This is a genomic window from Blautia sp. DFI.9.10, assembly GCF_024461705.1.
In the GTDB taxonomy this organism is placed as follows: Bacteria; Bacillota; Clostridia; order Lachnospirales; family Lachnospiraceae; genus Blautia_A; species Blautia_A fusiformis.
In genome coordinates this window covers 52,921-73,942 of the sequence record NZ_JANGAA010000002.1, presented here as the reverse complement: position 1 = coordinate 73,942, position 21,022 = coordinate 52,921, and the positions used below count along the sequence as shown (strand labels likewise).

Here is a 21,022-nt window from a genome sequence, read left to right as displayed (position 1 = left end):
ATTTCTCCTTATTCCTCTACGTCACTTTCATTTGGCATCTGGAAAACAGCTTTCTTCAGGATCCCGGCTCGGGCAGACAGTAGTTGATCTCTTGTCATATTTTTAAATTCGTTTTCCTGTAAAGCAAGTGTGTATTCTACGACTTTTTCATCTTCATACGCTTCCTGGATCATATCCAGCACTTTAAAAGCTTTTTGGGCACTTGAGTATTCGCCTAATACAACTCTTATCTTTCCTGCACGAAATGTAAGCGTTCCGTCCCCTTCAGCGGATACTACACCATTTTCAATATTTACAATGTGCATTTTGTTCTTACTTCTGATTAACATTTTTCTTCTCCTCTACTGCAACCATCATAGTCTTCTAATGTACCTAAAAGGCTGGTTGCTTTCCTGCAGCGATAACAATCATCTCGTAATTTTGCTCTGTGTCTGCAATCTTTGCATAAGATGATCTTGCGATACTTCTTCATGATCTGATACGTTGAACTCTGATCAAAAGCATTGATCTTCTCATATTCTTCACGGATCTTGTCTGTGTACTGCTGTAATTTACAACGGCAGCAGTGCTGATCCATTTCTTCCTGTGTTACAGCACCTCTGTGGCAGCAGATCTCATCACAGACATAAGCCTTTAAGACTTCAAGAATACCGTCTATTCCTTCTTCTCCTGGCTTCATCTGCTCTCTGCATCCATTCAGGTTTTCCTTCGACTGGTTCACTGTCAAACCATATCCCTCCATTCTCATCCTGGTAATACGTAAATCGGATACCGGATTTAATAATCGTACCAACATATTTCATGTTGGCTGTGTTCTGGCCAGGTCTAAGGCTCCAGGCCTTACCCCATAATTCTTTTACGTCCAGCTTCATCACCTCCAGCGCCCTGCTTCAATAAACGCCTTTCGTAATCAGCAAAGTCATAGTCCCGCTGGTGGAAATTATTAAACCGGTTCTTGGAGGTCTCTTTCTTCTTTTGCTTATTCACCGGGTAAAATCCTTTCCAGCCATTCATGATAGATTTTTTGACCATGGCGATCCTTTCCTCCGGATCACTGGATAAGGAAAGGACTTCTTCTGCCAACAGTTGGATCTGCTCATCTGTCAGCTGATCGCCTTTATTCTGTCTTGATTTCAAAAACAGCAGGAAAATATCATTCAAAGAAGGATCTTCAAAGTATGTACCCGGCGGAGCCGTATATATATACTCTTCTTTCTTTTCCTTTCCTTTTGTGTCATTTTTCCTGGAATTATCATCTTTTTTCCTGGAATTATCGGGATTATTCTCGGAATTATTTAAAGAAGGGTGCACTTTAATAAAGGTCTCTGTTTCCTCCTCTGGAAGGAGCCAAAACCTTTCTACAGTGATCGGAGTTTTCAGTGCCCTGGCTTTTACCATTGCCTGATATCTCCTCTGTATTCCGGCAGAGGTCAAAACCTTGTCCGACTGGAAAAGTGTGTTATCAAACAGTGACCGTTCCAATAAGAAGTTCAAGACCTGCTTCACCTTGTTGCTTTCCATGTTCAGATCATCTGAAACAATGTACTCAAAATCTCTATCAATCTTTAAATAATATCCTGTCTTGTATATCTCACACAGGAGATACAAGTATAAGGTGATCCCGTCTGCTCCATACCGGGCTTTCAGGATCTTTACCTTTCTATCTGAGAAAAAATCCACATCCAGGCGAAAAAAGAGGTTTCCTTCCTGCCTTCGCCTTGCCATATGATTGTTCCTCCAGTTCTTCTATAGAGATTGCGTTGATACTGATATTTCACTTGTTTTTCTTTTTATTTCTCTATATAATAAGAACGTAATATTCGTGTATTACTACGTCCATCGGATCCCGCCGGAGCTGCACTCCCGGGATCCTTTCTTACTACCTTTTCTGATACTCTGTTCCAACTACAAACACAAATGCCACCTGCCAGAACAGTCCTGCCATTAAAAGCATTTCTGCCGAACTTCTCCACTGCCAGAATGGAAGGTTTGCAGCAGGAAGTGCGATAAAAAGTGATATGATTGCATCTCGTCTCATTTACTTCCACCTCTTATCTTCTCCAGCTCAGCTCTTATATTTTTTCCGCTGTACTCAGCCAGAAGCTTCTCCGATATGTTATATGTCCAGATCGAGGACATCTTAATTGCAGTCCCGATTGGAAGCTTTTCCTGCTGCATTGCAACCCTTACAAACTGTGGGGATGCATGCAGTATGGCTGCTGCTTCAACAGGTAATATCTTGCCTACTTCCATACTTCATTTTCCTTTCTTTATAAGATTTTCATAACTTTGTCGAACGCTTTTCCTTGCAGTTATGCCAAGATTCTCCTATCCTGTATATACAGGGTACTGAGAATACCCGAGTACATACAGAAAGGAGAACTATATGAAATTTGAATTTAATTCTGATGGCTTTGACGGTCTGTTGGATGATTTGAAAACATTTGAGCTTAACTGTCCTGAATGCAATCATTCCATTGAAGTATCACTTGACGATATTGGCAGTATCATCAAGTGCCCTCAATGTGGTATAGACATCAAACTAGAGTCAGAATAACTTTCCTTTCAGCTCAGCAAGCTCCTCAACAGTTTTGCTGAGCTGTTTCATTTCTTTTCTTAATTTCTTCACTCTTTTCAGAGTTTTCTTATATCCTGTCACTTTTACTTTAACAGTACGTGTCTCTGATTCTTTTATTTATCTCACCTCTTATCCAGTCTTACTGGCCTGCACTTGACTTTTCTTAGTTTCTTTCCTATTCTTGTATCACAGGTACTGGCATACCTAAATCTATAGAAAGGAGACGTTTTATGTTTCAACAAGAAAAAGAATATTTAGAAGATGCCTACTCTTATTACCAAAAAACCGGTGAACGTTCAATGCAGTATGAATTTTCAAAGGATAACCGTGAAAAACAACTTACCATCCGTTGTTTAGATGCTTTGTGTGATGACGGATATATTCAATACGAATATCGAGCAACTGGTTTTTGTGGAATTAAGCTCACTCCTAAAGGTATTCACTTCGTAGAAAACGGCTTTCAAGATGATACTGTCCCTTCTATTTCAGGAAATAACAATATTTTTGTTACTGGTTCAGGAAACACAATATCCAACAACTACAATCAACTCATTGCTGATGTACAGAATTCAGAACTTGATCCCGAAATAAAAGAAGTATTGGAAACTCTTTTATATGAACTCAAAAATCCTGCTTTATCTGAAAAAAAGAAAGAATCAAAAATAAAAGATTTTTTATCAGAAATTTCTTCCGATGCTTTATCTGACACTGCTTCATCCACCTTATCTACTTTACTTATGTTTCTTTTTAAGAAAATAATTTTTTAATCTAATCAGCCAGTATTCCAATGTTTCTTTAACGGTACTGGCTGTTATCTTATAAGTAATTGGTGTACTGAAATTGCCATGATCACTTTCTTTCTGCTTTGTAACATATACACGCCATTTTCCAGATAACCGTTTTTGAATGGAAACAAAATATCTGTTTTCATTATCTGTAAACTGAATTTTGGTTTCTTTTATCTCCGATCACCTCCTCCCTTCAAATAAATGATTACTTGACTTTTCCCCATTTCTTTCCTATTCTTGTATCACAGGTACTGGCATACCTGTTGAATAAGGAGGTTTCAATGAAAAACAATCAAAAAAATACACTTTTTTTAAGCTCAGCACTTCAAGATTCTTTAAATAGAATTTCGCATATGTATGATGGTTACTTACAAACTATTTTTTCTTCTGACTCTATAACATCTCAAATTGGCCAGCTTCAAGAAGAAATGGTTAAATCCTATAAGCACTTTTTTCAGTTATATACACCGAGTATAATTTCTTCACTTACTAATTCGCTTTCCATAATGTCAGAAGCTATGACAGCGGCTGTCCGAGATAATATAACAACCAATATGTACAACAATTTAAGTGAATCTCTGAAAACTATGATTTCGCTTCAAAGTCTTCAGCAACAGCTTATTGATATTGCCCCTGAACCATCTTTTGACCGCCCAGACAATCTCAATAATTTACCTGAAAATGATTTTGTAATTGTTGATGAATCCGCTGTTAAAATATACGAATTTCCCGATTGCATATATATTCCCATTGGAAACAGTAGAATAAAAATGCCTACTTCTATTTTGCTGACTCTTATAAACCTAATTATTTCGACAATCCTCACAATCTCTATTGCTGTTGTTCAGTTCAATTCATCACAAGAAGATCAGATTAAACAAACGCAAATTGAAGAAACCCAAATTGAGCTCCAACGTGCCCAAAATGAAATACTGCAACAACTCCTTCACAACATAGATACTTCTTCTTCCAGTGAAGCCGAAGCGATCAAAGAGTTGCAAAAAACTGTTGAAGAGCAGAATAAACAGTATTCACAGAATCAAGACACATGCTTATCTGTTGAAGAAGATAATGATAATTCCAAATTGACCAAAGACACTGATACCCCAAAATAAGCAGCAATGCAATCATCAATACCTGCGTAAACATTAAACTAATTTTTAACCTGTTTATCTGCTTACGCAGGTTTACAATTTCTTCTTTTGATGTATCCATCACTTCTCACCTCCTCCCTTCAAATGAATGATTACTTGTCGTTTTCAGTTGCAAATAAGTAATCCAATGTCTTATCTGGGAAAGCTTTTCTCTTAATTGCCATCATTTCACTCAGCTTAAATTCTGTAACACCTCTGAGTTTCAATTTTAAAGATTCATAGTTTATAGCCGTAATCTCAGATAACTTCTTAATGGTTAATTTGGCTCTTCCCATTTCGGCATTTAAGTTAAAAAACATTTTCTCCTCCTTTCTGTTACCCTGTAAGGTAACTTTGATTATAGATTATACGTTGTAGGGTAGTTTGTCAACCCATAAAATACATTTTTTTACTTTGCAGGGTATTTTTTTACTTTACAAAGTTATTTTTATATGTATAATAGAATTTAACAGGAGGTATTAGATATGTCATTCACTGATAAGTTAGATGAATTAATGGCTGAAAAGGGAATCAATAAGTCTATCCTTTCAAAAGAAGCCGGTATTCCATATACTACAATCGCCGGTTTTTATACAAAAGGAACTGATAATATAAAACTTTCTACATTAAAAAAACTTTCTGCATATCTTGGCTGTACCATTGACTATCTGGCAGATGATTCTCATGGACAACCTACTACTCTCGCTGCTCACTTCGATAGCGAGGAATATACAGAAGATGAATTGAATGAAATCCGTCAGTTCGCAGAATTTGTAAAAGGTAAAAGAAAATAATATCTGTGCTTTACAGTACTGTGAGTAAAAAATGAAACGGGAATAATTGGCAGATCTGCCAGATATGTTTTGACAATATAATATACTTACCCAGGCAACTGGAAGGATGCGGTACCACTCCGTTTCTGAGTCTTGCAGAAAGGAGTGGGGCTTATGAGTACATATGAAGAATTTATGATTATCCTAAATGTAGGACTTTTAATCGTAGCCATTCTGAATCTGAACAATAAGAAATAGCATCCCCGCTCTGGTAAAGTAGGATGCTATTTCTATAACTCTTATAACGCCAGAAACGGATAGGTTTCAGCTATCGTTCCAGCTGTCTTGTTAAGTATATTATAAGTCACTTAAAAATATTTGTCAATTTCAATATACACGAGCGGGAGGTTTTGAATTGAATACATACGAAAAATTACTAGATACCGCCTGCAGGGACGGTATAGATGTTATAGATTATCCATTTGAAACTGAAAGAATAAAGGGGTTATATTGTGATGGAACTGTAGCTATCAGAAAAGGAATTAAAACTCAGGCAGAAAAGTCCTGTATTCTGGCTGAGGAACTTGGCCACCACTATACTACCACAGGTAATATTCTGGATCAGTCAACTGATGTCATGAACCGAAAGCAGGAATACCGGGCCAGACTTTATGGCTATAATCTTCGAGTAGGGCTGATCGGGATCATCAATGCTTATGAATCTCGCTGCCGGAGTCTTCATGAGATGGCAGAATATCTGGATGTACCGGAGAATTATCTTACCGAAGTAATAGACTGTTACCGTTCCAAGTACGGACAGTATGTTGCTATGGACAATTATATAATCTATTTTATTCCGCAGTTGGCTGTAATAAAAATTAATACTTTATAATCTGAACAAGGGATTTTCCATAATGAATATCGTATTATTTATGGATATTATATTTTAAAGGGAGGATATTATGAAAAAGAAGTTTTTAGCAATTTTGCTTACCACTATTTTTGTTTTTTCTCCGTCCGTAGCTGTTTTTGCAGATACAAAAGACGACAAAATCGCTGCCTTGCAGAAGCAGGTTGATGATTTACAAAAGCAAGTCGATGACCTTACTTCCAAATTAAAAAAATATCAGTCTGATGATACTAAGAATAATAATATGGAAGACTATTTACTTAAAAAGAATGTTCTTTCTGGCAAACGTATTGAAATGGCCGCTGATATGGTTGGTGCCATATCTGGTTTTAAATATGGTGATGCTGAAATTTACGAATACGATATGTCTTCTACCCAATATAAAGAATTAGTTTCTGGAGATGCCATTTCAGTTGAAGGCATTGATGGTTATACAATAAATGCTTTAGCTATAAACGGAAAATACGTTCTGATGGGTGAAGCTTCTGAAGATCTTATACAAGCTTTTAATGATTATAAATAAAGTAAAAGGAGTCACATATGACAATCGGATTTGATATTTTAACTGGAGAAAAAATAAGTTTTACTCATGATCGACAGTACAAGGGAAAAAATGTTATCTCTTTTCCAGATGATTACTGTGTCATTGATATCGAAACAACAGGACTTTCGCCTGATTGGGATAGTATTATTGAAATCGCTGCTGCAAAATTTCATAAAGGAAATCTTGTCGATACTTTCACTTCTCTTATAAAACCAGATGATTTTACCACCGATGAATCTTTTTTGGATGACTTTATCGTTAATCTTACCGGAATAACTGATGAAATGTTATCAAAAGCAGATTCTACCGCATTGGTACTATCAAAATTTTATTCCTTTATTGGAAATTCCATTCTTGTAGGACATAACGTTAATTTTGATATTAATTTTCTATATGACAATTGTGAACACGTTATCCACAAGTATTTATCTAATGACTTCATCGACACTATGAGACTTTCTAGACGTATACATAAGGAACTTAACCATCATAAATTATCTGATTTAGTTCAATACTATAATCTCAGTTATGAAAATGCACATAGAGCCTTAAGTGATGTAGAAATAACTTCTAAATGCTATATATGTCTCGTTAATGAAATTATAGAAAAATATGAATCATTAGAAGCATTTAGCAAAGCATGTAGACGTTCCAGAAGTGGTGTTAGAGCAGATGACATCAGCACTTCTAAAACTGATTTTGATACATCTAATTTGTTATATGGAAAAGTATGCGTATTTACCGGAACACTTGAAAAAATGGTACGCAAGGAAGCAATGCAAATCGTTGCTGATCTTGGTGGAAAAAATGCCGACAGCGTAACCAAAAAAACTAATTATCTCATTTTAGGTAATAATGATTATTGTAAATCCATCAAAGACGGAAAAAGCTCCAAACAGAAAAAAGCTGAAAAGTTAAAGCTTGATGGATATGATATAGAGATTATTCCCGAAAATGTTTTTTATGATATAATTTCCGAAAATTAATATTAAAAACCGCCCCAGTACGCCAATACCGGGACGGTGGTGGATCTCCGAAGAGATACCTCATTTTGCAAAATTATTGTATCATCTTCGGAGCAGCCTTGCAAGCGAAACACTCGTTCGCTGGCTGTTATTTTTGTACCCATTTTTACAAGGAGGATGATATTTATGAAGTTACCAAATGGTTTCGGATCTGTTTATAAACTTCCCGGAAAGAGACGTAAACCCTGGGCAGCCAGTAAAACAACCGGATGGGAAATCGACACCAAAACCAATCAGGCAAAACAAGTCAAAAAAGCTATTGGATACTTTAGCACCAGAAAAGAAGCTTTGGAAGCTCTTACCCGATATAACGAAAATCCCTACGATTTATTTGCCAAAGAACCCACTTTTAGTGATGTGTACGAAGCATGGTCTGATGTACATTTCCCTACCCTGGGTGGTCCTTCCAGTGTCCGTACTATTACTTCTGCATATAAGCACTGTGCTCCACTATACAATATCAAAATGAAAGATATCCGGGTCGAGCATCTGGAAAAAACTATTCGTAATGCTCAGGTCGGTGACAGCACAAAAGCACGAATGAAAAGCCTATTCAATCTTATGTACCGATATGCCATGAAACATGAAATTGTAACTAAAGACTATGCCCAGCTCTGTGATGGTGTGCAGCAGCCTAAGCCTAAAATCATCCGTGTTCCTTTTTCTGATCAGGAAATATTGTCTCTCTGGTCCCATCTTGAAATTCCTTTTGCAGATATGGTTCTGATCGGAATATATTCTGGCTGGCGGCCGCAGGAACTGGCTGTCCTGAAAATTGCAGATATTGACTTTGAAAATATGACTTTTATCGGTGGACTGAAAACAGATGCCGGAAAGAATCGTACCGTTCCTATTCACCCACAGATCATGGATCTGGTTCGCCGCAATTACAATCAGGCCACTTCTATGCACAGCGAATATCTTTTCAATGATCCGGATGGGCAGCAGGGAACTCATCTTACATATGACAAATACAGAAACCGTTTCAAAAAGGTTATGTCACGCCTGAATATGACCCACAAGCCTCACGACACCCGGCACACCTTTATTACCAAGGCAAAGGAATCCAACATAAACGAATATGTCCTAAAGTTAATCGTTGGTCATGAAATCCAGGATATCACAGAAAAAGTATACACTCACAGGACCATCGAAGACCTGCGTACAGCTATGAATATGATCACCTGGCCAGAGATCCCCAGCGAATAATTTGTAAGCTACCGTTGTTAGCTACGTGTAAGCTACTTGTTAGCTACCCGTCAAATTTATCGTTTTTTCAGAGTGTTTTGTTCTAATTTTCAGGCAAACGTAAAAAAGCCGCAAACCCTTGAGTTTACGGCTTTTTCGCTATTTTAAGCTATGCTTATATTTAGAACTTGCCAGCGTCAGCAGCTTCCTGTACGGAAACAGCTACAGCAACTGTCATACCAACCATCGGGTTGTTTCCGGCGCCGATAAGACCCATCATCTCTACGTGAGCCGGTACGGAAGAAGATCCTGCGAACTGAGCGTCAGAATGCATACGTCCAAGTGTATCAGTCATACCGTAGGAAGCAGGACCTGCTGCCATGTTGTCCGGATGAAGTGTACGTCCTGTACCACCGCCGGAAGCAACGGAGAAGTATTTTTTGCCTTTCTCGTTGCACTCTTTTTTGTATGTTCCTGCTACCGGATGCTGGAAACGAGTCGGGTTCGTGGAGTTTCCTGTGATGGAAACGTCAACGCCCTCTTTCCACATGATCGCAACACCTTCCGGAACGCTGTTAGCGCCGTAGCAGTTAACCTTTGCACGAAGTCCCTCTGAATAGGATTTACGGAATACTTCCTTAACCTCGTTCTTATATGGATCATACTCTGTCTCTACATATGTAAAGCCGTTGATACGGGAGATGATCTGAGCAGCGTCTTTTCCAAGACCGTTCAGGATAACACGAAGAGGTTTTTTACGAACCTTGTTTGCTTTCTCTGCGATACCGATAGCACCCTCAGCTGCTGCGAAAGACTCATGTCCTGCAAGGAAGCAGAAGCAGTCTGTCTCTTCCTCAAGGAGCATCTTTCCAAGGTTTCCATGTCCAAGACCTACTTTACGTGTGTCTGCAACGGATCCCGGGATACAGAAAGCCTGAAGGCCTTCTCCGATAGCTGCTGCTGCGTCAGCGGCTCTTCTGCAGCCTTTTTTGATCGCGATAGCTGCACCTACTGTGTAAGCCCAGCAAGCGTTCTCGAAGCAGATCGGCTGAATGCCTTTGATCTGATCGTAAACGTTCAGTCCTGCGTCTTTAGTGATTTTCTCAGCTTCTTCGATAGAAGCGATTCCATAGCTGTTTAAAACAGAATTGATCTTGTCAATTCGTCTCTCATATGATTCAAATAAAGCCATTTCCTGTAACCTCCTGATATTTTCACCTTACGAAGTGTAATTACTCTTTTCTTGGGTCGATGATCTTAACAGCATCTGCAACACGGCCGTACTGACCTTTTGCTTTCTCCCATGCTGTGTTCGGGTCATCACCTTTCTTAATGAAGTCAGTCATTTTTCCAAGGCTTACGAACTGATATCCGATGATCTCATCGTTCTCGTCAAGAGCGATACCTGTAACATAACCCTCAGCCATCTCAAGGTAACGAGGTCCTTTTTTCAGAGTTCCATACATTGTACCAACCTGAGAACGAAGTCCTTTTCCAAGGTCCTCAAGACCAGCGCCTACTGCAAGTCCGTCCTCGGAGAATGCAGACTGGGAACGTCCGTAAACGATCTGAAGGAAAAGCTCTCTCATAGCTGTATTGATTGCATCACATACAAGGTCTGTGTTCAGTGCCTCCATAACGGTAAGTCCTGGAAGGATCTCAGAAGCCATAGCTGCAGAGTGAGTCATTCCTGAACATCCGATTGTCTCAACAAGTGCCTCCTGGATGATTCCCTCTTTAACGTTAAGGGAAAGCTTACAAGCACCCTGCTGCGGAGCACACCAGCCAACACCGTGTGTAAATCCGGAGATATCCTTTACTTCTTTTGCCTGAACCCATTTTGCTTCTTCCGGGATCGGAGCGGCACCATGATGTACGCCCTGTGCCACTGGACACATTTCTTCTACTTCGCGTGAATAAATCATTTTAAAACTCCTTTCAAGTATAGATTGACCGATGTTATTGAGAAAAAAAGTTCGATAACACCCTATGGCTATTTTCTCACAAAACCTTTGTTTCGTCCAGTCATATTTGATAAAATTTTGCCATAAAACGCATAATATTGGTAGTTATTCCGGCAGTATTGCATGCCTAACTGTCAAATATTTCTGGCAACTGCTGTATGTATGTGATAATATATTAGCAAGTTTAACCCTGGAGGTATATTTTTCATGAATGCATCTGTGGATTCTGTTTTTCCAGAAAAATACCGCATTCTCAGCGGAAGCGCTCTGAAGATGATCGCGGTCATCACCATGCTGATCGATCATATCGGAGCTGTGCTACTCAGTATGTATCAGCCCGCACAGAAAATCCTGTTTACACTTTTCGGCAGAGAATATACTGTATATCTTATTTTCCGCGATATCGGAAGAGCTGCTTTTCCCATCTTCTGTTTTCTCCTGCTGGAAGGCTTCCGGCATACACGGAGCCGGTTCCTCTATGGAAGAAATCTCCTTCTTTTTGCGCTGCTTTCAGAAATTCCGTGGAATCTGATGTTTACAAATACGCTGCGTTACGAAAGACAAAATGTGTTTTTCACGCTTTTCCTCGGATATCTGGCCTTTTGTGCCATCGAATATTTCCAGACCAGACCTTCGATGCAGTTTCTCTGCATCCTGGGACTGCTTGTTGTTTCCATTTTTCTGAAAGCAGACTATGGATGGCGGGGGTATATCTTCCTGCTGATCATGTACTATATGCGAAACGATAAGCCAGGCCAGGCAATCCTCGGAAGCTGCTGGCTTTACTATGAATGGAGAGCCTCCTTTGCCTTTCTGTCCATTAACCTGTACAATGGAAAAAGAGGCTTCATCCGCGGAAAATCAGCAAAATATTTCTTTTACTGGTTTTACCCAGTCCATATTATAGGACTGGTCATACTTCGACAGCTTTTGTTTTTATCTTAATCCCGCCCGCTCCCGGTCGGTTCATCCTTCCACGACCAATACTGTTGCATCCATCACCCCATCAAAAAAAAGCTGCACTTTCTCAAAAGTGCAGCTTAAATGCGTGTCCAGAAGAATCTGTTTCTTATTTTTTCTTTACGATCTCTTTTGCATTTTTATAAATGGAATCCGCCGGAACACATCCACGTACCGGTGACAGCGGGTAAATATTGGAATTCCGTCCGATCACAGTACCGGGATTCAGCACAGAACCGCATCCGACTTCAACATGATCCCCGAGCATCGCTCCGAATTTCTTAAGACCGGTTTCGATCTTTTCATCCCCGTCTTTTACGACAACCAGCTTCTTGTCTGATTTTACGTTGGAACAGATCGATCCGGCACCCATGTGGGACTTATATCCCAGCACAGCATCTCCAACATAATTATAATGAGGAACCTGAACCTTGTTAAACAGCACTGCATTCTTAAGCTCTGTGGAATTTCCCACAACTGCGCCCTCACCAACGATAGCCTTGCCGCGGATAAATGCACAGTGGCGCACCTCGGCGTCTCTGCCAATGATAGCCGGTCCGGTGATACTTGCAGTCGGCGCAACTGTAGCGGATCTTGCGATCCATACATTTTCGCCCTTCTCCTCATATTCAGAAGGATCCAGTGTTTTTCCAAGCTTAATAATGAAATCTCCGATCTCCGGAAGAACCTCCCACGGATAGGTTTTTCCCTCAAAAAGCTCTGCTGCAATGGTCTCATTCAGATCCAGCATATTGCTGATAGTAAAATCTTTCATCATGATGATCTCTTTCCTCCCTGTCTGGAAGCTCGCTCCGGCTTCCTGTAGTTTACAGCGGCCACATCAAAAAACTGCCGCAGGTTATACTGATAATTGCTTGCCTCCACCTGCCGGGTACGTACCCGCACAAAATGCTCCAGCTTGTCCATATATTCCTGTTCCGTGATGCTGCCCTCTGCCACATAGGTGAGCCCCTTTTCCCAGCTTGCCGTAAGCTCCGGGTTCAGAAGCTGCCGGATAGAACAATTTACCACATCAAAGATCATTTCCCCAAGCAGCGTTGGAGTGATCACCTGGGTCTTTTTGTTCAGTGCCAGATATTTGATGTTAAAAAGCTTCTTCAGGATCTCGGCACGGGTAGCACTGGTGCCGATCCCGCTTCCCTTGATCTGGGCTCGAAGCTCCTCATCCTCGATCAGCTGTCCTGCATTTTCCATGGCAAGGATCATGGAACCGGAATTGTATCGTTTGGGCGGTGAAGTCTCACCCTCCTTGATACTCAAACCGTTCACAGGAAGTATATCACCCTTTTTCAGCTTCTGCAACGCCTCCAGGAGCACAGTATCACAGGAAACCTCGTCTTCCTCTCCATTTCCGTTTTTCTCACTGTCTGAAGCCCTTTTCCGCGAAAAAGAATTGGTGGCGATCTTCAGATAGCCTTCTTCTTTGAGAACCTTAAAGGATGAAAAGAATGCCTCGCCGTCCAGCTTCGTCACAAGACTCACCTTCTGATAAACGGCCGGCGGATAAAAAATACACAAAAATCTCCGTACAATAGTCTCGTACACACGCTGCGCAGTAAGAGACACGCTTCCCAGCGCATTCAATCCCTGACCGGTAGGAATGATCGCATAATGGTCTGTGATCTGCTTGTCATTCACATATCTGGTCTTTGCAATGCTTTTCCAGGATTCCATCCCCAAAACCTCTGCCGCCGCAGCACCGGCCTGCTGATAATTTCGAAGACCGGATATATTCTTGTATATCTCCTTGGCCACTGCCGTGGAAAGAACTCTGGCATCCGTTCTCGGATAAGTCACCAGCTTCTTCTCATAAAGCTCCTGTACGATCCGGAGTGTCTCGTCCGGACTGATCTTAAACAGCTTTGAGCACACATTCTGAAGCTCCGCCAGGTTAAAAAGAAGCGGCGGATTTTTGTTTTCTTTTTTTCGTTCCACCTTTTCCACAATACAGGAAAGGGGCTGGTTCACCATCAGCTGATCGATCAGCATCTGTGCATGCTCTTTTTTCCTGAAGCCGTTTTCTTTATAAAGATACGGGGACTGGAAATACCGGCTGCCTTCCACAGCTCTCCATTCACCGTCAAAATTTTCGCCTGCAAGTCCAATGCTGCCAAGGACACGGTAAAACGGTGTCTTCACAAAGACACGGATCTCCCGTTCTCTCCGCACCACCATGCCAAGAACACAGGTCATCACACGCCCAACTGCAATGGCCTGATATTTGGAATGGAGATAATTGGTGACACTGCTTCCGTAGCGCAAGGTCAGAACTCTGGAAAAATTGATTCCCATAAGATAATCTTCCTTTGCGCGGAGATACGCAGATGCTGCCAGATTATCATACTCCGAGATATCCTTCGCTTCACGGATCCCTCTTAAGATCTCTTCCTCTGTCTGGGAATCGATCCACACACGTTTCTGGACTTTCCCCTTTACTCCTGCCATCTGGGCTACCAGACGGTAGATATATTCACCCTCACGTCCGGAGTCGGTACACACATAAATGGTATCCACATCCGGCCGGTTCAGCAGTCCTTTTACGATCTCGAACTGCTTTTTGACCCCGGGGATCACTTCATATTTAAATTCGCGCGGCAAAAAAGGCAGGGTATCAAAACTCCACCTTTTAAACTTGATATCATATTTTTCGGGATAGCTCATGGTAACCAGGTGTCCTACACACCAGGTTACCACAGAATCATCAGATTCCAGATATCCGTCTTTTCTCTGACCGTTGATCTTCAAAGCCTTCGCAAATTCCTGTGCCACGCTGGGCTTCTCCGCTATGTATAAAGCCTTTGCCATACTATTTATCTGCACTCATCTTTCTAAGCGGCCATGCCAGAAGCACAGCTCCGCCAACTATATTTCCCAGTGTTACGATCACCATGCTTTTAAGCATAGCGCCGACAGACAATCCTGGCACCATACAGAATGCAACTGTAAAAATACCCATATTTGCAATACAATGCTCAAATCCGCTGACAACGAAACCTGAAATACAGATCACGATCATCAGGAACTTGCCTGACTCACTCTTCAGCTTAATGCCGCAGAGAACAGCAAGACAGACGAAGAAATTGCAAAGTACCGCACGGAAAAACATCTGTCCTGCCGGAATACTCAGTTTTCCGTTTATAAATCCGGCAAAATAATCTGCTGTACCGGACGCTCCGGCACCTGCAAAGATCAGCGCCAGGATCAGGCATCCCACAAAATTGCCGATGTAACTGATTCCCCAGACCTTTCCAACGTCTTTCCATGATACGCTCTTGTCATACGCACCAAAAGCCATTACCAGATTGTTACCGGTAAACAGCTCTCCTCCTACCATTACGATCAGCAGGACCGCAATAGAGAACACGATGGCTCCAAGGAATTTCCCCCATTCCGGGAATGTCTTGGAAAATACATTTCCAACAACGTTACAGTAGATCATCGCCACATCAATAAAAAATCCGGCCATGATCGCCCGCATAAAGTATTTTCCGAAATTGCTGTTCAGTAAGTTTATCTTACCCGTCGCAGCGGTTGACAGTTTCTCTACATCCTCCCTGTTCATAAATAGCACCTCCACATATTTTTAGCAAGCGTGGCACTTTGTTGCTGCTTCTTTGTTCACAGCAACACGCTTTCCGGAAATCTGCTTGTTATATTGTAACACTTTACTAATTATTTAACAATAAAAATGCGAAAATTTTCAAAAATTTCCGTTTTGTTACATACAACAAACAATATCCGTTTTATACCAGAACACGATAGATGCCATCCCAGGCCAGTTCCTTTTTTTTCAGGAAATTTTCTGTTTCCTCCTCTGATTGCTCCACGCATTTCCATGCCAGTCCGCACTGGGCACTGATCTCTGAAGGGATCGGGATCAGCCTTCCCGGAAATTCAGATTCCCTGGCCGTTTTTTCCATTTTCATGGCAGCCGTGGTTGTGGAAAATGTCACAACTGTAGTAATTACTTTTCTGCGCATATCTCCTTTGTTCCTTCCACATACGCAAAAACAGGACACCGAAAAAACCGATATCCCGTTTCTGATAATTTTCTTTATTTCCTGTAAAGGATCCAGTTCTTATTTAGCCTGGATATATCCTTTCGCTTTCAGAGTTTCTGCACAGAGAACTGCTCCGCCTGCGGCACCTCTTACTGTGTTATGGGAAAGTCCGATGAACTTGTAATCATAAACAGTATCCTCACGAAGACGTCCTACAGATACTCCCATTCCATTCTCATAGTTTACATCCATCTGTACCTGCGGACGGTTGTCCTCCTCAAGATACTGGATGAACTGCTTCGGAGCGCTTGGAAGCTCAAGTTCCTGCGGAAGTCCTTTAAACTCAACCAGCTTCTGGATCAGCTGCTCTTTGGTAGGTTTCTTGCGGAATTTAACGAATACAGCTGCTGTATGTCCGTTGAGGACCGGAACACGTACACACTGGCATGTGATGACAGGTGTGGTAGCCGGAACGATCACGCCGTCCTCGATCTTGCCCCAGAGTCTTAATGGCTCCTTCTCACTCTTCTCTTCCTCACCACCGATGTACGGAATGATGTTGTGCTCCATCTCCGGCCAGTCCTTGAAGGTTTTTCCTGCTCCGGAAATAGCCTGGTATGTAGTGGCAACTACTTCATACGGCTCGAACTCTTTCCATGCGGTAAGTACCGGAGCGTAGCTCTGGATAGAGCAGTTCGGTTTAACAGCTACAAAGCCGCGTTTTGTTCCGAGACGTTTCTTCTGGAATTCGATAACCTCGAAGTGCTCCGGATTGATTTCCGGAACTACCATCGGAACGTCCGGTGTCCAGCGGTGTGCGCTGTTGTTGGACACAACCGGTGTCTCTGTCTTTGCATATTCTTCCTCGATCGCCTTGATCTCATCCTTAGTCATATCAACTGCGGAAAATACAAAGTCAACCGTAGCTGCAACCTTCTCAACCTCGTGGATATCCATAACAACCAGCTTCTTTACTGCCTCCGGCATCGGAGTATCCATTTTCCATCTGCCGCCTACAGCCTCCTCGTAGGTCTTGCCTGCGCTTCTCGGGCTTGCCGCTACAGTAACCACCTCAAACCACGGGTGATTCTCCAGAAGAGAAATGAATCTCTGACCAACCATTCCAGTTGCACCTAAAATACCGACTTTAAGCTTTTCACTCATAATAAAACTCTCCTCATCTTGTGTCCCTCCATGGCACACATTTGTCTTTTCTGTAAATACTATACCAATTTTTCCTAAAATGCAAGCATTATCTTAATTTTTTTCAAGATATTCTTTATTCTGAGCGATCACCTGCTCCATCACGTCCGGTCCCGGCGCTCCCAGAGTCACACGTTTTTCCACGCAGGTCTTCATACTGATGGCTTCATAGATGTCCTCCTCAAACACAGGACTGATCTCTTTGTACTCGGAAAGCGGAAGCTCATCCAGAGAGATTCCCTTATCCAGACAGAGAAGGACCAGTCTTCCGACGATGCCGTGAGCATCACGGAACGGTACACCGTGGTTAACCAGATAGTCTGCTGCGTCTGTGGCGTTTGTAAAGCCTCTCTTTGCACTTGCCTCCATGTTGGCTTTGTTGAACTGCATAGTGGAAACCATGCCGGTAAACAGGGCGATACAGCCTTTTACGGTGTCGATGGCATCAAAGGTCAGCTCCTTGTCTTCCTGCATATCTTTGTTGTATGCAAGCGGGATTCCCTTCATGGTTGTGAGAATAGATGTCAGCGCTCCGTAAACACGGCCTGTTTTTCCACGGACAAGCTCTGCGATATCCGGATTCTTCTTCTGCGGCATGATACTGCTGCCTGTGCTGTATGCGTCATCGATCTCAACGAAACGGTACTCATTGGAATTCCACAGAATAATCTCCTCTGAAAAACGGCTCAGATGCATCATGATCGTAGAAAATGCACTGAGAAGCTCGATGACATAATCTCTGTCAGATACGGAATCCATACTGTTTCTGGTTGGTGCATCAAAGCCGAGAAGCTCTGCAGTATAGGCACGATCCAGCGGATAAGTGGTTCCTGCCAGTGCTCCCGCTCCAAGCGGACAGGTATTCATTCTCTTACGGATATCAAAAAGTCTGTCACGGTCTCTGCGGAACATCTCAAAATATGCGCCTACATGGTGTGCCAGAGTTACCGGCTGTGCCTTCTGAAGGTGGGTAAATCCCGGCATATAGGTGTGAACATTCTCTTCCATGATCTTCTGCAGGGCAAGAAGAAGGTCCTTCAGCTCCTTATCTGTCTCATCGATCTCGTCGCGGACATAAAGCTTCATATCCAGAGCTACCTGGTCATTACGGCTTCTTCCTGTGTGAAGCTTCTTTCCGGCATCTCCGATACGGTCGATCAGGTTTGCCTCCACGAAGCTGTGGATATCCTCATACTCCGCTGTGATCTCCAGCTTGCCTGCTTCCACGTCTGCAAGGATACCGTCCAGTCCTTCTGTGATCTGCTCCTTTTCTTCCTCTGTCAGGATCCCCTGTTTTGCAAGCATGGCAACATGTGCCTTGCTTCCACGGATATCCTGTCTGTAAAATTTTTGATCAAAGGAAATGGATGCGTTAAAATTGTAAACCAGCTTGTCCGTTTCTTTTGTAAAACGGCCTCCCCATAACTGTGCCATATTGATTCTTCCTCACTTTTCTTTTTTGCGGCAGAACTGTCTTCTCCGGACATACACGAGCTCCGTCTCCCGGACGTCTGCACTTTTCTGTGTTAGTGTAACATATTTTTATAAAAATGCAAAGTTTTTCATAATTATACGTTTGCTGTCTTCAGCCGTTGTTACTGTTCACTCGGTTCTCAGTAACCAGCCGTTCTCTGTCCATGGCTTCTTTCTTTGAAAATACACAGCCGCAGTAATTCTGCCGGTACAGAGCATGCTCATGAGACAGTTCAATAGAACGCTTGTAGCCATTCTTTTTCTTAAAATCCGAAGTCAGATGTGGCACTTTATAGATTTCTGCCAGCTCCTCGCCAATCTCATTGATCTTCTGTGCATTTTTCAGCGGACTGATACTTAAGGTTGTGGTGAAATAATCATATCCGCCCTCCTTCGCCAGCTTTGCCGCCTCTTCCATCCGCAGGCGGTAACACCGAAAGCACCTCTCTCCTCCTTCCGGAACATCTTCCAGGCCTTTTGCCATCTCATAAAATTCCTTCGGGTCATACCGGCCCTCCATAAGAGTTACCGGATGGACAAATTCCATCTCCCCGATCAGGCGGCGGATCTCAGCCACGCGGTGTGAATATTCCTCCACCGGTGCGATATTGGGATTATAAAAAAATATCGTGATTTCAAAATACTGCGACAGATATTCCATCACATAGCTGCTGCATGGCGCACAGCAGGCATGCAGAAAAAGTCTGGGGGTTTTCCCTTCTTTCTGGTTTCTTTCAATCAGTTTATCCAGTTCTTTCTGGTAGTTTCTCTTGTTCAATGTTTGTAATTCCTTTCTCTATGACTGTTTTCAGGCAGACATCAAAGTATGCTCTCTGCCATTGGCCTTCTCATGTTTCAGACATATGATAATATTATACCATTATCTACGAAAAGGAGGCAACATCCATGAATCCTGTCCTGAAAGTGCGGGACGTGTGTCTCTCCTATCACACATTGTCCGGTGAGACACCCGCCCTTTCTCATATATCCTTTGACCTGATGCCCGGTGAATTCCTGTCCATTGTAGGACCTTCCGGATGCGGAAAATCCACTCTTCTGAATCTCATTGCCGGCCTGCTCACTCCGGAACACGGTTCCATTACTCTGGGAGGCCGGCCGGTATCCTCCGGCAGTGCCGCTGTAGGATATATGCTCCAGAAGGATCATCTTCTGGAATGGCGGAGCATCTACAAAAACATCCTTCTCGGCCTGGAGATCCGGAAAGAGCTCACACCTGAAAAGCTGGCACATGCAGAAGCCCTTCTTCAGACCTACGGTCTGGACCGTTTCCGTGATGCCCGCCCTTCCCAGCTTTCCGGCGGTATGCGCCAACGTGCCGCTCTGATCCGGACCCTGGTGCTGGAACCGGAGCTCCTTCTTCTGGACGAACCATTTTCCGCTCTGGATTACCAGACCCGCTTAAATGTCAGTGATGATATCGGAAAAATCCTCAAAAGCTCCGGCAAGCCTGCGATCCTGGTCACTCATGACATCTCCGAAGCCATCAGTATGGCCGACCGGGTACTGATCCTTTCTGCACGTCCTGCCACTGTACGAAAGATCATTGATATCGATCTGGATATCAGCGACCGCACTCCCCTCTCCTCCAGAAATGCTCCGGATTTTAAGAAATATTTTAACATCATATGGAAGGAGCTCAATGAAAATGCCTGAAATTTCCAGACAGCAGAAACAATATCTTGCACGGCAGAAAAAAGAAAAACACATTATCCTGGCTGCACGGACACTTCTTTTTGTTCTATTTATGGGACTTTGGGAAATATCCTCTGATCTTGGATGGATCGATTCCTTTATCTTCAGCAGTCCTTCCCTGATCGCAAAGACCTTTCTTTCCATGTGCAGGGATCAGTCCCTGTTTGCACATATTGCCGTGACACTGGCAGAAACTCTTGTCAGTTTCTTTTTTGTTGTGATCCTGGGTGTAGGAACCGCAGTACTCCTCTGGTGCTCCCGACGGATCGCACGGATCCTGGAGCCATGTCTGGTGGTACTGAACAGTCTCCCGAAATCTGCTCTGGCCCCTCTTCTGATCGTATGGCTTGGTGCCAACGAACGTACCATTGTGGTCGCCGGCATGTCTGTAGCCATCTTCGGCTCCGTTATCAATCTGTACTCCGGTTTCTGCCAGGCAGATCCGGAAAAGCTGAAGCTGATCGAAACTCTGGGGGGACACAAAAAGGAAAAGCTTCTGAAAATCGTCCTGCCCTCCTCCGTTCCTCTTATCCTGAGTGTGATGAAGGTCAACATCGGGCTTTGTCTGGTAGGCGTGATCATCGGAGAATTTATCGGTGCCCGAAAAGGCCTGGGATACCTGATCATTTACGGAAGCCAGACATTCAGACTTACATGGGTCCTGATGTCCATTGTAATCCTCTGCATCATTGCCATGCTGCTGTATTTTGCACTTTATCTTATTGAAAAACAGGTCCGGAAGCATTAG

At 42.6% G+C, this 21,022-nt stretch carries 26 protein-coding genes; 11 read left to right on the top strand and 15 right to left on the bottom strand.

Translation table 11 applies throughout. The features are described from left to right. Positions 1-8: 8 nt before the first annotated feature. From NE671_RS01505 to NE671_RS01485, 5 genes are all read right to left on the bottom strand, one after another. Positions 9-329, bottom strand: a complete 321-nt coding sequence (locus NE671_RS01505; RefSeq protein ID WP_129976011.1) for a hypothetical protein — start codon at positions 327-329, stop codon at positions 9-11. Next, positions 323-727, bottom strand: a complete 405-nt coding sequence (locus tag NE671_RS01500) for a hypothetical protein (RefSeq protein ID WP_129976009.1) — start codon at positions 725-727, stop codon at positions 323-325. The genes NE671_RS01505 and NE671_RS01500 overlap by 7 nt, the downstream gene beginning before the upstream one ends. Positions 728-840: 113 nt before the next feature. Continuing rightward, on the bottom strand, positions 841-1,725 hold the full coding sequence (locus NE671_RS01495; protein ID WP_129976007.1) for a DUF4373 domain-containing protein: 885 nt from the start codon (positions 1,723-1,725) through the stop codon (positions 841-843). Between the two features lie 154 nt (positions 1,726-1,879). Next, positions 1,880-2,038: a hypothetical protein gene (locus tag NE671_RS01490; RefSeq protein ID WP_161206395.1), complete on the bottom strand. Its 159-nt coding sequence runs from the start codon at positions 2,036-2,038 to the stop codon at positions 1,880-1,882. Further along, positions 2,035-2,253: a hypothetical protein gene (locus NE671_RS01485; RefSeq protein ID WP_118514880.1), complete on the bottom strand. Its 219-nt coding sequence runs from the start codon at positions 2,251-2,253 to the stop codon at positions 2,035-2,037. The genes NE671_RS01490 and NE671_RS01485 overlap by 4 nt, the downstream gene beginning before the upstream one ends. A 133-nt stretch (positions 2,254-2,386) precedes the next feature. On the opposite strand from NE671_RS01485, the gene NE671_RS01480 reads away from it, so the two are divergent. The 3 genes from NE671_RS01480 (at position 2,387) to NE671_RS01470 (ending at position 4,481) form a co-directional block, all read left to right on the top strand. Beyond that, the gene (locus NE671_RS01480; RefSeq protein ID WP_161206394.1) at positions 2,387-2,557 is read left to right on the top strand and encodes a hypothetical protein; all 171 of its coding nucleotides are present in this window, start codon (positions 2,387-2,389) and stop codon (positions 2,555-2,557) included. A gap of 251 nt (positions 2,558-2,808) precedes the next feature. Continuing rightward, the gene (locus tag NE671_RS01475; RefSeq protein ID WP_129976005.1) at positions 2,809-3,345 is read left to right on the top strand and encodes a hypothetical protein; all 537 of its coding nucleotides are present in this window, start codon (positions 2,809-2,811) and stop codon (positions 3,343-3,345) included. Between the two features lie 302 nt (positions 3,346-3,647). Continuing rightward, positions 3,648-4,481 carry a hypothetical protein gene (locus NE671_RS01470; RefSeq protein ID WP_256163579.1) on the top strand — a complete coding sequence of 278 codons (834 nt, stop codon included), beginning with the start codon at positions 3,648-3,650 and terminating at the stop codon, positions 4,479-4,481. Positions 4,482-4,612: 131 nt separating this feature from the next. Here the strand turns inward: NE671_RS01470 and NE671_RS01465 are convergent, their stop codons facing one another. Then, a complete protein-coding gene (locus tag NE671_RS01465; RefSeq protein ID WP_129976001.1) occupies positions 4,613-4,819 on the bottom strand; it encodes an XRE family transcriptional regulator in 207 nt (68 codons plus the stop codon). Between the two features lie 165 nt (positions 4,820-4,984). Between NE671_RS01465 and NE671_RS01460 the strand changes: the two genes are divergently transcribed. The 5 genes from NE671_RS01460 (at position 4,985) to NE671_RS01440 (ending at position 8,960) form a co-directional block, all read left to right on the top strand. Continuing rightward, a complete protein-coding gene (locus NE671_RS01460) occupies positions 4,985-5,293 on the top strand; it encodes a helix-turn-helix domain-containing protein (protein ID WP_129975999.1) in 309 nt (102 codons plus the stop codon). 394 nt (positions 5,294-5,687) lie between these two features. Continuing rightward, positions 5,688-6,164 (top strand): hypothetical protein, encoded by a 477-nt coding sequence (locus NE671_RS01455; protein WP_129975997.1) that lies wholly within the window; start codon positions 5,688-5,690, stop codon positions 6,162-6,164. A 70-nt stretch (positions 6,165-6,234) separates the two neighbouring features. Beyond that, positions 6,235-6,705: a hypothetical protein gene (locus NE671_RS01450; RefSeq protein ID WP_129975995.1), complete on the top strand. Its 471-nt coding sequence runs from the start codon at positions 6,235-6,237 to the stop codon at positions 6,703-6,705. Between the two features lie 17 nt (positions 6,706-6,722). After that, positions 6,723-7,712, top strand: a complete 990-nt coding sequence (locus NE671_RS01445) for an exonuclease domain-containing protein (RefSeq protein WP_129975993.1) — start codon at positions 6,723-6,725, stop codon at positions 7,710-7,712. A gap of 165 nt (positions 7,713-7,877) precedes the next feature. Beyond that, positions 7,878-8,960 (top strand): tyrosine-type recombinase/integrase, encoded by a 1,083-nt coding sequence (locus tag NE671_RS01440; RefSeq protein WP_129975991.1) that lies wholly within the window; start codon positions 7,878-7,880, stop codon positions 8,958-8,960. Positions 8,961-9,120: 160 nt separating this feature from the next. Here the strand turns inward: NE671_RS01440 and NE671_RS01435 are convergent, their stop codons facing one another. After that, positions 9,121-10,131, bottom strand: a complete 1,011-nt coding sequence (locus tag NE671_RS01435) for a GGGtGRT protein (protein WP_015525727.1) — start codon at positions 10,129-10,131, stop codon at positions 9,121-9,123. A gap of 40 nt (positions 10,132-10,171) precedes the next feature. Continuing rightward, positions 10,172-10,864: an iron-sulfur cluster assembly scaffold protein gene (locus NE671_RS01430; RefSeq protein WP_015525726.1), complete on the bottom strand. Its 693-nt coding sequence runs from the start codon at positions 10,862-10,864 to the stop codon at positions 10,172-10,174. A 246-nt stretch (positions 10,865-11,110) separates the two neighbouring features. Here NE671_RS01430 and NE671_RS01425 point away from each other — a divergent pair, with 246 nt between their 5' ends. Further along, the gene (locus NE671_RS01425; protein ID WP_129975989.1) at positions 11,111-11,848 is read left to right on the top strand and encodes a TraX family protein; all 738 of its coding nucleotides are present in this window, start codon (positions 11,111-11,113) and stop codon (positions 11,846-11,848) included. A 124-nt stretch (positions 11,849-11,972) separates the two neighbouring features. Here the strand turns inward: NE671_RS01425 and NE671_RS01420 are convergent, their stop codons facing one another. From NE671_RS01420 to NE671_RS01390, 7 genes are all read right to left on the bottom strand, one after another. Then, entirely contained in the window at positions 11,973-12,641 is a 669-nt protein-coding gene (locus NE671_RS01420) for a transferase (protein WP_021651109.1), read from the bottom strand. Beyond that, entirely contained in the window at positions 12,638-14,689 is a 2,052-nt protein-coding gene (locus NE671_RS01415; protein ID WP_129975987.1) for a DNA topoisomerase, read from the bottom strand. Before NE671_RS01415 ends, NE671_RS01420 begins: the two co-directional genes overlap by 4 nt. A 1-nt stretch (position 14,690) precedes the next feature. Further along, entirely contained in the window at positions 14,691-15,446 is a 756-nt protein-coding gene (locus tag NE671_RS01410; RefSeq protein ID WP_256163578.1) for a formate/nitrite transporter family protein, read from the bottom strand. A 181-nt stretch (positions 15,447-15,627) separates the two neighbouring features. Continuing rightward, positions 15,628-15,864, bottom strand: coding sequence for a DUF3343 domain-containing protein (locus NE671_RS01405; RefSeq protein WP_118752461.1), 237 nt, complete (start codon positions 15,862-15,864; stop codon positions 15,628-15,630). Between the two features lie 99 nt (positions 15,865-15,963). Next, positions 15,964-17,049: an aspartate-semialdehyde dehydrogenase gene (asd, locus tag NE671_RS01400; RefSeq protein WP_015525720.1), complete on the bottom strand. Its 1,086-nt coding sequence runs from the start codon at positions 17,047-17,049 to the stop codon at positions 15,964-15,966. A gap of 93 nt (positions 17,050-17,142) precedes the next feature. Next, positions 17,143-18,522, bottom strand: coding sequence for an argininosuccinate lyase (gene argH / locus NE671_RS01395; protein WP_015525719.1), 1,380 nt, complete (start codon positions 18,520-18,522; stop codon positions 17,143-17,145). A gap of 151 nt (positions 18,523-18,673) precedes the next feature. Continuing rightward, positions 18,674-19,339 (bottom strand): epoxyqueuosine reductase QueH, encoded by a 666-nt coding sequence (locus tag NE671_RS01390; protein WP_092069260.1) that lies wholly within the window; start codon positions 19,337-19,339, stop codon positions 18,674-18,676. 128 nt (positions 19,340-19,467) lie between these two features. Between NE671_RS01390 and NE671_RS01385 the strand changes: the two genes are divergently transcribed. Both NE671_RS01385 and NE671_RS01380 read left to right on the top strand, forming a co-directional pair. Continuing rightward, positions 19,468-20,235, top strand: a complete 768-nt coding sequence (locus NE671_RS01385) for an ABC transporter ATP-binding protein (protein WP_092069257.1) — start codon at positions 19,468-19,470, stop codon at positions 20,233-20,235. Continuing rightward, positions 20,228-21,022, top strand: a complete 795-nt coding sequence (locus NE671_RS01380; RefSeq protein WP_022426268.1) for an ABC transporter permease — start codon at positions 20,228-20,230, stop codon at positions 21,020-21,022. The genes NE671_RS01385 and NE671_RS01380 overlap by 8 nt, the downstream gene beginning before the upstream one ends.